Below are 13506 nucleotides of genomic sequence, written 5' to 3'. Positions count from 1 at the left end.
TCGTGAAAGACATCCGGCCGGCTTCGGTCGGCGAACAGTCGTAGCTTGCTGGCCCCGGGGTAGTACCCGGTACATCAGCCCAAACTCAGTTCTTCATGTTTCAACTTACGCCCACGGTCCGCAACCTGCTCATTGCCAATGCGGCGGTGTTTTTTCTGAGCTTACAGCTGCGTGGCCTCAATTTCCTGGCGCTCTACCCGCTGGATAACCCGCTGTTCAAGCCCTGGCAGTTCCTGACCTATATGTTCATGCACGCGGACATGGGGCATATTTTTTCCAACATGCTGGGCCTGATTGCCCTGGGCCCGCTGTTGGAGCAGCGGTGGGGCGCGAAACGGTTCCTGACGTATTGGCTTATTTGCGGGCTGGGAGCGGGTATTCTGTACAACGGCTTGCGCACGTATGAGCTGCGGCGCATGCAGCACGACACGGAAGTATTTCGGCAGGAACCTACAGATATTCACCTGCAGGACTTCGTCAACCACAACATTGAGGGCAATGAGGCGGCCTTTGATGCCGTGATTCATCAGTTGCACGAAACCCCTAACGACCAGCAACTCATCCAGGGCCTGCTAACGACCATGCAAGCCACCTACGAGCAAAGCCAGAGCCACCCGATGGTAGGGGCTTCAGGGGCGCTGTTCGGGATAATGCTGGCCTTCGCCTTCTTCTTTCCCAACACCGGGTTGATGGTGTTCCCCTTGCCCATTCCCATCAAGGCCAAATACTTTGTGGTGTTATACGGGTTGTACGAGTTCTACTTTGGGGTGCACCGCGTGCCGGGCGACAATGTGGCGCACTTTGCTCACCTGGGCGGAATGCTGGTGGGGCTGGTAGTGTTGCTGTTCTGGCAGCGCAACCGCACCCGCCTGTACTAAGTGGCAGACCCGGGGCGCGGGAAAGGCGCTTGCATGAAAATTGTAGAAATTACCGCCCGGTGTCCACCTCGTTCCTGCCACCTGGCCCGGCTTTAACCCTGCCCACTGATGAGTGTTTTTAATGATATCCGCACCGCTTTTAGTCGCCGCGATAATGCCCTGATTCAGCTGCTGCTGCTTAACGGGCTAGTATTTGTGGCTCTGGTGCTGATTGAAGCCCTGATGCGCCTGACGGGCACCTATCTCGAGTATTATCCCAACGTAGTGCGGCAACTGCAGCTGCCCTCCGACCCGGCTGCGCTGCTGCGCCACCCCTGGACGGTACTCACCTACGCCTTCACGCACGAGAGCTTTTTTCATATCCTGTTTAACCTTCTAAACCTGTACTGGTTTGGGGCGCTGATTCGTGAGTACCTCGGCGACCGGCGCCTCGTGAGTCTTTACATTCTGGGGGGGCTGGCCGGGGCCGTGCTGTTTCTGTTGGCCTTTAACTTGGTTCCGGCTTTGCACCGCCCGGGAGGGGTATCATTGCTAGGAGCCTCGGCGGCGGTTACAGCCATTATTATGGCCGCGGCAACCCTGTTGCCAGAATACACCTTTATGTTGTTCCTGTTTGGGGCGGTACGCATTAAGTACATTGCCGCCGTCGTGATTCTGCTGTCGGTTATTGCCATTAACCAAGGCAATGAGGGCGGAGGGCTCGCTCACATTGGGGGAGCTATTCTGGGCTTCGTGTTCATTAAGCAGTTGCAAGCCGGCCGCGACCTAGGCCGGCCGGTACAGGCTGTGGGCGACTGGATAACGCGCTTGGTTACTGGCCGGCCAAACCTGCGCGTGACCCACCGCGGCAACACTACGGCTCCGGCTACCGCTCCCAAGAAAGGGGCAGTGGCCAAGCCCGAGCAGGAGGAAATTGATTTGATTCTGGATAAAATTTCCCGCTCCGGCTACGAGAGCTTATCAAAAGACGAAAAGCAGAAGCTGTTCCGCGCCAGCCAGCGGTAAGTGCCATTCCTTTCTTTGCAAGAGCCCCCGCCAGGGGGCTTTTTTGTGCTTCGGCTCGGCCGTAGTAGTGTATGCCTGGGGCTCTTTACGTAACTAGCAGCCATGAAAGCATATTATTTATTTCTAGTGCTGCTACTTATCAGCGGTAGTGCTTGCATGGCACAAAAAACAGAAAAACCCTACGCCTACAACCGCCTGCCCTTAGTAGAAAACAGGGTGGTGTACACCGGAGTATTGCCCGTTGAGGGTATTGGTCAGGATGAGTTGTTTGCCCGGGCCCAGCAGTGGGCGAAGCAGACCTTAACTGGCGGCGCTGATACAACTCACGTGCGTGATAAGCAGACCGGTACAGTGAGCGGGCACGGCCTGCTAACTCAGCCGCCCATCGGAGCCTTCAAGGACCCTAATAGCTACGCCTACACCTGCACGGTATACGTGAAGGATGGGAAGTACAAGTATCAGATCGACCAGATCCAGTGGACGTACAGTACCATGCGCGTTGGCGGGCAGGTGGCCGAAGGCCCCTCTACCTATCCCATTGAGCATCTGCGCACCCTGCGGCAGAACTACTACGTGGAGGACCGGGCCGGGTACCTTGACTCGCAAATCAAGGAGTTGATAACCTCCCTGGATGTCGCCATGACCCACGGCCAAAAACCTACAACAGTTACTTGGTAAATAAACAAAACGCCAACACAAAGGCCTTACTACCACCGGTAGTAAGGCCTTTGTGTTGGCGCCAGAAGCGGGAGAAACTAGGCCGAAGCCTTGCCCATGTTATCAAGGGCGTCCATTACCTCTTTCACGTGGCCGCGCGAGGTTTCCAGCAGCGCCAGTTCCTCGTCGTTGAGTTGCAGTTCAATCACCTTTTCAATGCCGTTGCGGCCCAGAATAACCGGAGCACCCAGGTACACGCCGTTGATGCCGTACTCGCCCTGCAGCTCAATGCACACGGGGAACACGCGGCGCTGGTCGCGCACAATAGCTTCTACCATCTGAGCTGCGGCAGCACCGGGCGCATACCAGGCCGAGGTACCCATCAGCTTCACCAGCTCACCTCCACCTACAGCTGTGCGCTGTACAATGGCGTCCAGCTCTTCCTTGCCAATCAATTCCGTTACCGGGATGCCGCCTACCGTGGTGTAGCGGGGGAGGGGCACCATCGTGTCGCCGTGGCCGCCCATGAGCACGGCCTGAATGTCCTTGGGGCTTACATTGAGGGCTTCGGCCAGGAAGGCCCGGTAGCGGGCCGTATCCAGGATGCCGGCCATGCCAAACACCTTCTCGCGGGGCAGGCCCGAAGTGAGGTGGGCCTGGTAGGTCATCACGTCCAGCGGGTTGCTCACCACAATGATGATGGCGTTGGGCGAGTATTTTACTACCTGCTCGGTTACCGTTTTCACGATGCCGGCGTTGGTCGAAATCAGGTCGTCGCGGCTCATGCCGGGCTTGCGGGGCAGGCCCGAGGTAATTACTACCACGTCGGAGCCGGCGGTGCGGCTATAGTCGCCGGTTACGCCTACGGTGCGGGAGTCGTAGCCGATGATGGGCGCTTTCTGCCAGATGTCGAGGGCTTTGCCTTCGGCGAAACCTTCCTTGATGTCAACCAGCACAATTTCGTTGGCAATTTCGCGGGTGGCCAGTACATCGGCGCAGGTTGCGCCCACGTTGCCGGCTCCAACTACGGTAACTTTCATTGGGTGAGGAATTGGGTGTGAACGAAGGGATGAGGCTGTAAAGCTAACCGAAAACCAGTTCCGGCAACCCCTGGCCCCACAAAACTGCACCGTGCCCCGGCAACTGCCTCGCCCGCTAGGCGGAAGGTTGCGCTTCATAGCAGGGGGTAGGCCCTGCATCAGGTCTGCGACCCGCTTATAGTAATGGTGTAAACCGGGTAGTGTTTCTGCGTTTGCGGTAAGGTCGTACAGCGCGTAGGATGAAAGTCCGTCATGGCCGAGCTGGTCGAGGAATCTCGCTCAAATCGTTGGATTACTATAGCAACATCAGCCCGCCAGATTCCTCACCCGGCTCAACATGACCGTTGTTGCTTTCTTCACTTTCCACAGAGCCTAAAAAGAAGCCCGCACCGAAGCCAGCAGCTGCCGGGGCCGCAATGCATACTCGTTCTGCACCAGCACGAAATCGTACACGAAGGCGTACTGGTAGGCCCGGCTGTTGAGTAGGTTACTGGCTTTCAGCTCTACATCCAGCTTGCGGGCTGTGGGCAAGGTGTAGCGGTAGCTGGCATCGGCAAAAAACGTGCGGACGGTGGTTCCAGCACCGGTGTTCTGATAGTACTCGGTGGTGAGGAGCAACTGGTGCCGCTCGGTGGGGTAGAGGGCTAGGGTAGCGCGGTGCTCCTGCAGGCGCGTGGCGGGCTGGGCGGCCCTGCCTACCCGGTTGCGCAGTACCGTAAGCAGGCCCGTGTACTCCAGGCTGCCCCACCTGAAAGCCGCCGCGTTGACCCGCGCCCGCACCGTGCCCGACTGGTTGCGGGTGGTGGTGGGGGTAGCATTCAGGAGCAGAGGCTGGCGGCTGGTCGTGCCGCTGAGCTGCAGCGCCAGGGTAGTTTTCCAGGGGCTGATGAACTTGCTGGCCTGGGCGGCCAGGGTGTGCCGGGGGGCCGTGGCGCGTTGGGCCACGGCCACGGTGGTCAGGGTGCCATCAGAGCGAACCAGGTTGCGCAGCAGCTGGTTGCGAGTGCTGCTGCTGAAACTATAGGTGGCCTGATACAACCACGAGGTCAAGGGATTTTCATAGTGCAGCCCCAGGCGCGAGCTGAATGCCCGCTCCTGGGTGAGGGGGGCTGCGTTGCGCTGCAGGGTGCGGTAATCGCGCAGCAGGTAGCCGTAGTACAGCTGCTCCGGGCTGCCGGGCTGGTTGGTCAGCTCGGCGCCGGCCCGGGCGTTCCACAGCCCGTTCAGCTCGTAGCGCCCCGCTACCTGCGGCTCCAGCGTGAGCCAGCGGCGGTGCTGGGCGGCGGCCAGGGGCGCGTCGGTGGCCCGGAGGGTGCGGTAGCTTAGGGGGGCTTCGGCCTCCAACTGCCACCGGGCCGTTTTGTATTCCAGGGCCGGGCGCAGGTAGTAGCGGGCCTGGTAGGCGCGCAGGTGGTTGCGCAGCGTATCGGGGGTAGGCGCCTCAGTCGTTGGTCGTCGGCTTAGGTCCGAAGTCAGCCCCTGGGTTTCCTGCATGAAGCCGGCGGCGGCCGTGTAGTGCCAGTGCCCCCGCCCCCAGAGCAGGGCCGCCGAGTTGCTGGTGTAGAAGCTGCGCTGCCGGGCCTCCTGCACGGCCTGGGGGTAGGGCTGCCCACCTGCCAGCACCTCCGGCAGCGGCCCCGGTGCTACCAGCAGCCGCTGCGGACTGCCGGCCAGGGTCAGGACGGAGCTTACCTGCACCATGCGCCCCGCGCCGGCCGGCCGCACCAGGGCCAGGCGGTTGCTGAGACTGGTAAACGGGTTGCGGGCCTGCTGGCGTAGGACTTCGGCGCCGGTATCGCGCGTGAGCAGGCCGGTTTGCTCGTCCCAGGCGCGCGTGAAGCTGAGCGTATTCTTGAGGTAGTACTGCTTTACGTTGCGGATGTAGGCCAGATCAGTGGTGAGCTGACGCGGCCGTAGCACGTTGCGCTTGGCTTCGCGGAGCATGATGGCGCGGCCGTCGGGTAGGGTGTAGCGGGTGCGGGTAGAGCCGGTGCGCGTCTGCTCATCGGTGAGGTAGGAGGCGTTGAGGCGGAACTGGGCCTCCTTGCTGAAGGGCACCAGATGATTGGCGCTCAGCAGATGCACCCGGTTCAGCAGCCACCGGCTGGCCGGCAGCGGGGGCACCCCCAGGTCCTGAATGCCCGTCAGCTCGGGTTTACGCAGGCCCGGCTCCCGCAGCTGCTGCAGGTCGTCAAGACCCAGAGGCTTCAGCTCGGCGGCTACGTCCTGGCCGGTGTTGTTGGTCTGGTAGGTATCCAGCAGCTGCTGTTGGGGCGTAAACAGCATGGGCGAGAGGTTGGCCTGCCACAGCAGCGGGGCCGTGCCCAGCCCCAGACGGGCCTGCCCGGTGGCCGTCACCTTCTTTTTCAGGCTGATGTTCAGGGAGGCCTGCTCCGTGTTCTGCACCCCGCGCAGGGCCGCAATGGGCTGATGGCGCTTGAGTACCTGCACGTCCTGCACGGCATCGGCGGGCAGGTTGTTACTGGCCTGGCTGTAGCGGCTCTCCAGCAAATCGGCCCCGTTGATGTAGAACTTCTGAATGGGCCGGCCCTCGTACAGAATGCGCCCGTCGGCCTCCACCTCCACGCCCGGCAGCTTCCGGAGCACGTCGGCAATTACCCGGTCCTTCTGCTCGGTAAACGCCGACACGCGGTAGCTGAGCGTGTCGCCCTCGCGCCGGATGGGCGGGGCCTTAATGGTCACTTCCTTGAGGGCGGTAGTGCTGGCCGGCAGGGCCAACGCAACGGCCTGCGACTGATTGCGCAACCGTCGCGTCTGCTCCCGAAAGCTGAGGCTGCGGGCACTCAGCAGCACCGAATCGGCGGTAAAGGCGAGGCGCACCGTGAAGCGGCCGGCCTCATCCGTTACTGCCACCGCCGATTCGTCGAGGGCGGGTAGGGGCTGCACTTCCACCAGCGTCCCCGGAATAGGCTGGCGCTGGGTGTCGGTGATGGTGCCGGTAAGAGTGGTTTGGGCCCGGCAGTGTCCTATTGCGATCCAAAGAAGGCAAACCCATAAAAATATTTGGTGTCCTTCTTTCATGGAAGATATGAATAAGGATAAATTGTATTCTAGATGATTGTAAATTCGTGTCTTTACGTTTAAGATGTTCGTGTAAAGTGTACCTTATTTTTTAGTATATTAATATTTGAGTTCTATAGGATTATTACGGTGCTTCAACTTTTCCTGGTAACTCCGGCGAACTTCGTCTTCATTATCAAACCGGATCATTCCGCTATTGATAGAGTTTTCTATAAAATTATTTTTAGCGGTGAAGTAGCTCGTGTAATATTTTTCTTTGGTTGTAGTGATAGCGGGTTTACTTGGCATTACTACCTTGTCGGGAGGCGTAATGTAGTATTCTTTGGCGGGCTTATACACGCGCGTGAGTTCGAAGCGGTAACTATTGGTCTTATCGGTTGCCAGCACGATTAGGCCAGGTAATCCGCCAAACTTATACGGCCCGTTGCTAAATGGAAGCTGTCGAGTAAACCAAACATCGTACCGTCGACCGCCCAGGCTGGTAGAAGCCCGCTGACATTTGTAGCTATTGATGGTTGCAGTGTCGGAAGATAGCTGCCACTTCAATGGGTAATCGTATTCCTGATATTTGTATAAGAATTTGCCAACAACTCCGTAATAAAAGCAATTATTTACTTTTAAGTTTTTTATAATGACACCATCAAACTTATACTTAGGTAAGTTTGTTATTTCGTTCATTCCTTCATGGAAGGCAGGGGAATTTAAATCAACATGCTGATATTTACTAATTAATGAGTCGGACTTATATCGAAGGATGCTTCTAAACTCTGATAAGCTATCCGAAATAGCTAGTTGAGTAAGTTCCTCTCATGTTGTCTTAGAGGTAGAATCTGGTCTGCTAGTCATGCGATATAAACAAATAATTTTAACGGATGAGGAGGGTAAATCCGCTGATCTTCCTATAGTAATTAGAATTGAAAAAAGTACGAGGGAGGAAAGGAATATAAGTCTCATTGAAAAAATATAAAGAAGTTTAAAATTTTAATTATTAATAATCTTTTAGCAAAAGACCGCACTCATATGAGTGCGGTCTTTTGCTAAAAGATTATTAATTGCAAAACTCCTCTTGAAGTCTAATTTTAGAATCAAGAACGTCGACTACGCTACAGGCATATATATGTCCAAGAAAATCTTCTTCGCCGCAGCCGATACTAAAACTCACTCACCCATCCACAACCTTCGACTACTAATTTCTTCAGTGCATGTGTGCTGCGAATACTTGCCTTTCGCATGATATTCGCCTTTGGTGCTTTTGCAGCCGCCACGCTGCTGAACGATACACCACCCAGCAGGGCGGCCACTACTAGAAATTTTTTCATGATACTATAAGGGTTAGATGAAATAACTCCCCAAATAAGTACCATTGAGTAGTGCAATTAAGGACAAAGTAGGCCGTTTTGCGACATCGTAAAAATCCTGCCCATTACATTCGCTTCACCACCAGCACCCGCTCGGTTTCCTCGGTCACCTTAAACCGGTCGTCGGGGCGGAAGCCGATAACCCAGGCGATTTTGCCGTCGGCGGAAACCAGCACCTGCACGTTGTCTTTGAGGTTGAGGGGCACTTTCTGGTCGATGAGGAAGTCGGAAAGCTTTTTCTTGCCCTTCATCCCGATGGGCATAAACCAGTCGCCTTCCTGCCAGGTGCGCACCGTGAGCGGAAACTTCAGGGCGTCGGCATCCAGGGCGGCCACTGCCTTGCCTCTTGGCACCTCGAAGCCCTCGGTTACTTCCCGCAGCTCGGTGCGCAGGTGCAGGCCATCAATTTTTAGCGCTTCCTGGCCGGCCTGCAGCTGGTGGGTGCCAAACTTCTGGAGGTTGCGCGGGGTAATCACCAGTTGCTCCCGGTCCTTGACCAGCAGGTGCGTCGGCGACTCAAACCGGCGGCCCGACTCGGCCCCGAAGCTCTGCACAATGTCTTTTACTACTAGGTAGGAGAAGCCAAAGGGCCGGAGCAGCTCGTGTAGCACTACGGTGGTAGCGGCCGTTTTCTGCAGCAGCCGGATGTCGAGGTAGGTAGCCTCGGGCTCCTGGCGTTGGGCCTGGGCGGCGGTTTCTTCCACGTAGCGGCGCACAATTTCCTCGGCCCCGCCCACCCGCTCGGCGGTAATGCTCAGGGTCTGGTCGAGGGAGGGGTTGATGTCGCGCAGCACGGGTAGTACCTCCAGGCGCAGGCGGTTGCGCTGGTACACCGGCGAGTCGTTGGAGGCATCTTCGCGCCAGATCAGGCGGTTCTCCACCACGTAGTCGTAGAGGTCGGGCTTGCTTACGGCCAGCAGGGGGCGCACCAGGTGGCCGGTTTTGGGCCGGATGCCGTGCAGGCCCGCCAGCCCGGTGCCGTGGGTGAGGTTGAGCAGCATGGTTTCGGCCGTGTCGCGCTGGTGGTGGGCCGTGGCAATGTAGTCGAGGCCTTGGGTCTGGCGGATGCGCTCAAACCACTCGTAACGCAGGGCGCGGGCCGCCATTTGGGTCGATACGCCTTCCTGCTCGGCAAACTTCTTGGTCTGGAAAAACTCCACGAAGTAGGGCGCCTCGTACTGCCCCGCCAGCTTGCGCACGAACTGCTCGTCGGCGTCGGCTTCCTCGGCCCGCAGCCCGAAGTGGCAGTGGGCCACGGCAAACTCCACCTTCAGCTTGTGCAGCACGTGGGCCAGCACCACGGAGTCAAGGCCGCCGCTGACGGCCACCAGCAGCGTATCGGTAGGGGAGAAAAGAGCGTGTTCTTGTATGTAGGCTTGAATCCGGTCGAGCATGGGGTAGGAGAAAACTAGAATTTACGGCTAGAACTAGCTGCCCTCCTTAAAAAGGAGGGGTAGGGGGTGGTTGACGGCGAGGGAACAATCCTTCAGCCCGTCATGTCGAGTTTGTCGAGGCATCTCGCTCGGACCGTTGAGTTGGTCTTGCCGCATCAGCACGCGAGTTTCCTCAACTACCCTCGGAATGACGTTTACTGTAGACAACGATTGATCAACCACTTCCTGCCCACGTCGCTTGATGCGCAGAATCATCTGGGGGGAGCTAGCTGTTCGGTGTAAACGGAACATCTGTACTATTCCACAAAGAAAACCGTTAGCAACGGCCCTTCTGTACCTTTGCAGTTAAATGTCGTTCCCGAAGCCTCTTTTTCTCTTCCTGCTCCTGCTGCTGCCTACCCTCACCTGGGCCCAGCAACGTCCGGCCGCTCGTCCTGCTACCCCTGCTACCCCGCCGCAAGGGCAGCGCATTGAACTGCTTCCCGGGGCTGGTCGATTGGTAGGAGGTACGTTCAACGGGGTAGAAATCCGGAAGGTGCTGGGCAACGTGAGCTTCCGGCAAGGTACCACGCTGCTCTACTGCGACTCGGCCTATCAGTACGTGGACCGCAATGCGCTGGAAGCGTTCAGCAATGTGCGCATCATCCAGAACGATACCATCACGATTACCGGCGACCGGGGCACCTACGATGGCGACACCCGCAAGGCCCGCATGACCGGCAACGTGACCATGCGCGACCCGCGTATGACCCTGACTACCCAGCTGCTCGACTACGACCTGAACCAGAACCTGGCGTACTACAGCACCGGCGGGCACCTGCAGGACCCGGAGAACACCCTCGACAGCCAGTTCGGCTACTACAACACCCAGAGCAAGGTGTTCAGCTTCAAGCGTAACGTGAAGCTGGTGACCAAGGAAAACAACATCGACACCGATACGCTCCAGTACAACACGGTCAGCAAAATTGCCTACTTCTTTGGGCCTACCCGCATCCGGGGCAAGCAAGGCAACCTCTACGCTGAAAACGGCACCTACAACACCATCACCAAGGTGTCCAACTTCGCCCGCAACGCTAAGATCGAGACGCCCAACTACCTGCTCGGCGGCGACAAGCTGTTCTACGACGAAGCCCGACAGTACGGCGTAGCCACCGGCCACGTCTCGATGACCTCGAAGAAAGATAACATCGAAATCCGGGGCGACGTGGGCCGCTACTGGCGGGCCCAGGGCCGAGCCAAGGTGTACGGCAGCCGCCCCGTGATGCGCAACATCTCCGACCGGGATACGCTCTACCTCACCGCCGATACGCTGGTGAGCCTGGAGGGCCGCCCGCCCCAGAATAAGGCCGGCGTTATTTACGCTTACCGTAAAGTAGGCATCTTCCGCGCCGACTTGCAGGGCCGCTGCGACTCGCTGACCTACGACCGGCAGGATTCCATCATCTACCTCAGCCACGATCCGGTACTCTGGAACCAGAAAAACCAACTTACTGCCGACTCCATGCAGATTCAGCAGCGGCGGGGCAAAATCGACCAGATGCGCCTCTACGGCCACGCCTTCAGCATTGGGCAGGATACGCTGCTGAACTTCAACCAGGTGAAAGGACGCTACATGGTAGCCTACTTCGGCGAGAAGGCCATAAAAAAAATTGACGTGCTTGGCAACGCCGAGAGCCTCTACTATGCTCTTGAGGGCGACACGGCCGTGTCAGGGGTCAACAAGAGCCTCTCGGCTACTATGGCCCTGCGCTTTGCAGATAGTAAGCTCCAGACGATTTCCTTTCTTACCAACCCCGAAGCCAGCTTTATTCCGCCCAATGAGCTACAGCCTGAAGATGCCAAACTGAAGGACTTTCGGTGGCGGCCCACGGAACGCCCAACCCGTCGCCAAACGTTAGGCAAACACTTCGCTTTGCCCGCCAAGCCCAAGAAAAAAGCGACTCCCAAGAAATCAAAAACTACCCGGCCCGCGGCCCCGGCCAAGAAAAAAGCGGCTCCGTCGGCTCGGAAGCCAGTCGTCAAAAAATAACGCTGGTTTATCCGGCAGACTGTAGTTTTACTTCCCCCGACGGCAGTGGCAGTTGCCTCACCGATTATCCTTACCTTTGCGCCCCTTATGCTGTCTTTTCGCCCTACCTTCTTTGCTCTGTCCTTGAGCGCGTTGCTGCTTGGCTCGTGCACGGGCTACCAGAAGCTGCTCAAGAGCACCGACGTAAACAAGAAGTACGAAGCTGCCTTGCAGTATTATGAGAAAGGCGACTATTTCAAGGCGGGTACCCTACTGGAGGAGCTGAATCCGCTGCTAAAAGGCCGCCCGGAAGCGGAAAAAGCGCAGTTCTACTTCGCCAATACCAACTTCCAGCAGCGGAACTACACCCTGAGCGCCTACTACTTCAAAACGTTCTACGAAACGTATCCTAACTCGCAGTACGCCGAAGAAGCAGCCTTCATGCAGGCCAAGTCCTTGTTCCGCGACTCGCCTGACTTCCAGCTTGACCAAACCAACACCTTCTCGGCCCTGGAAGTCATTCAGGATTTCCTGAACCGCTTTCCGGAAAGCCGTTTCCGCGCCGAAACCGAGGGGATGTCGCAGGAGTTGCAGAAGAAGCTGGAGAACAAGGCGTTTCGCGCCGCCCGCCTCTACTACGACCTGCGTTACTACCAGTCGGCCGTTACGGCTTTCACCGGCTTTCAGCAGCAGTATCCCGCCTCGGCCTACGGAGAGCAGGCGGCTTTCCTGAAGCTTAGTGCCCAGTACGACCTGGCCCGGGAAAGCGTGGAAGAAAAGCAGCGGGAGCGGTATCTAGAGGCTATTGCCTTCTACCAGAACTTTATCGACGCCTTCCCTCAGAGCAAAAACCTCAAGGAGGCGGAGCGCATGTACGATACCTCCCGCGACGCCGTAGCCAAGATTAAACCGGCCGAAACTACGGCCGCGAAATAAAATTTACTGTGGATAATGGGCTTGCAAGGTGCTACCTGTGGAAAATGAGGGTAAACTAGCTGACCCTGTTGCCCCACTCTTCTTGCATTCCCTCCTTATTCCCACTTTCTGCACATCCTCAACACATTCGTTTATGAAGACTCCCAATAACGTACCCGCTTCCATTGTGACCCGCAATATGTCGGACTTCACCCACGAAACAGGCAACGTGTACGAGAGCATTGCCATCATCTCGAAGCGCGCCAACCAGATTTCCGTGAAGCTTAAGGAAGAGCTGAACAGCAAGCTGGCGGAGTTTGCTACTACCGTTGACAACCTCGAAGAAGTATTCGAGAACCGGGAGCAAATCGAAATTTCCAAGCACTATGAGCGGCTGCCTAAGCCCACAAACCTAGCTGTGGAGGAATTCCTGGAAGGCAAAGTGCACTTCCATACTCCTGCCGAGGAAGAGCAGAAGCCTGAGTAATCGGACTGCTGTAGCAGAAGAGTACGTTACATGCTGCGTCTGCCCCGGTAGCTTGCCCGTCAGTGTTCTGTATGCTGACCTGTGCGAGGTGCTGGGATAGAGGCAGCATGGCGTTTTTACTGGACTCCGGAGCCCATACTGTACATGCTGCAATGGCTGGATTGCGAGAACGAAAAATTCTGTTAGGCGTGAGCGGCAGCATTGCCGCTTACAAAGCTGCAGGGCTGGTGCGGCTGCTGGTAAAGGCCGGCGCTGAAGTGCAAGTGGTGCTTACCCCGGCCGCCACCGCCTTTGTGACGCCGCTGACCCTGGGCACGCTGTCTAAGAACCCGGTGCTGCAAGGCTTCCTGAAAGATAAGCGAGCCGGCGAGTGGCACAACCACGTGCACCTGGGCCTCTGGGCCGACGCGCTGGTCGTAGCACCAGCCTCCGCCAATACGTTGGCGCATCTGGCGAATGGCCTTTGTGATACGCTGCTGGACGCCGTGTACCTTTCCGCGCGCTGCCCCGTGTTTCTGGCCCCGGCCATGGACCTCGATATGTACCAGCACCCGGCTACCCAAGCTAACCTCAGCCGCCTGCGGCAATACGGCAACACGGTATGGAACTCCCCGGCGGGTGAGCTGGCCAGTGGCCTCAGCGGCCCCGGCCGCATGCTAGAACCCGAACAGATAGTAGCGGAACTGGAGCAGTTCTTTGTATGAAAAAGTATGTCAAACTTG

The 13506-nt window shown here is 57.5% G+C and carries 11 protein-coding genes and 1 pseudogene; 7 read left to right on the top strand and 5 right to left on the bottom strand.

What is annotated here, in order from left to right; all coding sequences use genetic code 11:
• Nucleotides 1–95 precede the first annotated feature (95 nt).
• The 3 genes from K3G63_RS16710 to K3G63_RS16700 all read left to right on the top strand — a co-directional run bounded on the left by K3G63_RS16710 (nt 96) and on the right by K3G63_RS16700 (nt 2561).
• Nucleotides 96–878: a rhomboid family intramembrane serine protease gene (locus tag K3G63_RS16710; protein WP_220615270.1), complete on the top strand. Its 783-nt coding sequence runs from the start codon at nt 96–98 to the stop codon at nt 876–878.
• A 108-nt stretch (nt 879–986) separates the two neighbouring features.
• A complete protein-coding gene (locus K3G63_RS16705) occupies nt 987–1883 on the top strand; it encodes a rhomboid family intramembrane serine protease (protein ID WP_220615269.1) in 897 nt (298 codons plus the stop codon).
• 156 nt (nt 1884–2039) lie between these two features.
• Nucleotides 2040–2561 (top strand): DUF4468 domain-containing protein, encoded by a 522-nt coding sequence (locus K3G63_RS16700; RefSeq protein ID WP_220615268.1) that lies wholly within the window; start codon nt 2040–2042, stop codon nt 2559–2561.
• A 77-nt stretch (nt 2562–2638) separates the two neighbouring features.
• On the opposite strand, the gene mdh is transcribed toward K3G63_RS16700, so the two are convergent.
• The 5 genes and pseudogenes from mdh to tilS form a co-directional block, all read right to left on the bottom strand.
• On the bottom strand, nt 2639–3580 hold the full coding sequence (mdh, locus tag K3G63_RS16695; protein ID WP_220615267.1) for a malate dehydrogenase: 942 nt from the start codon (nt 3578–3580) through the stop codon (nt 2639–2641).
• Between the two features lie 372 nt (nt 3581–3952).
• Nucleotides 3953–6622: a hypothetical protein gene (locus K3G63_RS16690; protein WP_220615266.1), complete on the bottom strand. Its 2670-nt coding sequence runs from the start codon at nt 6620–6622 to the stop codon at nt 3953–3955.
• Nucleotides 6623–6721: 99 nt separating this feature from the next.
• Nucleotides 6722–7414 (bottom strand): annotated as a pseudogene (locus K3G63_RS16685) (GLPGLI family protein); the annotation flags it as partial.
• Between the two features lie 359 nt (nt 7415–7773).
• Entirely contained in the window at nt 7774–7941 is a 168-nt protein-coding gene (locus tag K3G63_RS16680; protein ID WP_220615265.1) for a hypothetical protein, read from the bottom strand.
• 104 nt (nt 7942–8045) lie between these two features.
• Nucleotides 8046–9374 (bottom strand): tRNA lysidine(34) synthetase TilS, encoded by a 1329-nt coding sequence (tilS, locus tag K3G63_RS16675; RefSeq protein WP_220615264.1) that lies wholly within the window; start codon nt 9372–9374, stop codon nt 8046–8048.
• A 349-nt stretch (nt 9375–9723) separates the two neighbouring features.
• Here tilS and K3G63_RS16670 point away from each other — a divergent pair, with 349 nt between their 5' ends.
• The 4 genes from K3G63_RS16670 (at nt 9724) to K3G63_RS16655 (ending at nt 13488) form a co-directional block, all read left to right on the top strand.
• A complete protein-coding gene (locus K3G63_RS16670; RefSeq protein ID WP_220615263.1) occupies nt 9724–11403 on the top strand; it encodes an OstA-like protein in 1680 nt (559 codons plus the stop codon).
• 87 nt (nt 11404–11490) lie between these two features.
• A complete protein-coding gene (locus tag K3G63_RS16665) occupies nt 11491–12318 on the top strand; it encodes an outer membrane protein assembly factor BamD (protein ID WP_220615262.1) in 828 nt (275 codons plus the stop codon).
• 133 nt (nt 12319–12451) lie between these two features.
• Entirely contained in the window at nt 12452–12784 is a 333-nt protein-coding gene (locus tag K3G63_RS16660) for a DNA-directed RNA polymerase subunit omega (protein ID WP_220615261.1), read from the top strand.
• A 152-nt stretch (nt 12785–12936) separates the two neighbouring features.
• Nucleotides 12937–13488 carry a flavoprotein gene (locus K3G63_RS16655; RefSeq protein WP_220615260.1) on the top strand — a complete coding sequence of 184 codons (552 nt, stop codon included), beginning with the start codon at nt 12937–12939 and terminating at the stop codon, nt 13486–13488.
• Nucleotides 13489–13506 lie beyond the last annotated feature (18 nt).

It is taken from the genome of Hymenobacter sp. HSC-4F20, from assembly GCF_019599275.1.
GTDB lineage: Bacteria > Bacteroidota > Bacteroidia > Cytophagales > Hymenobacteraceae > Hymenobacter.
The sequence above is the reverse complement of the archived record's forward strand: the minus strand, read 5'-3'. Positions and strand labels throughout refer to the sequence as shown.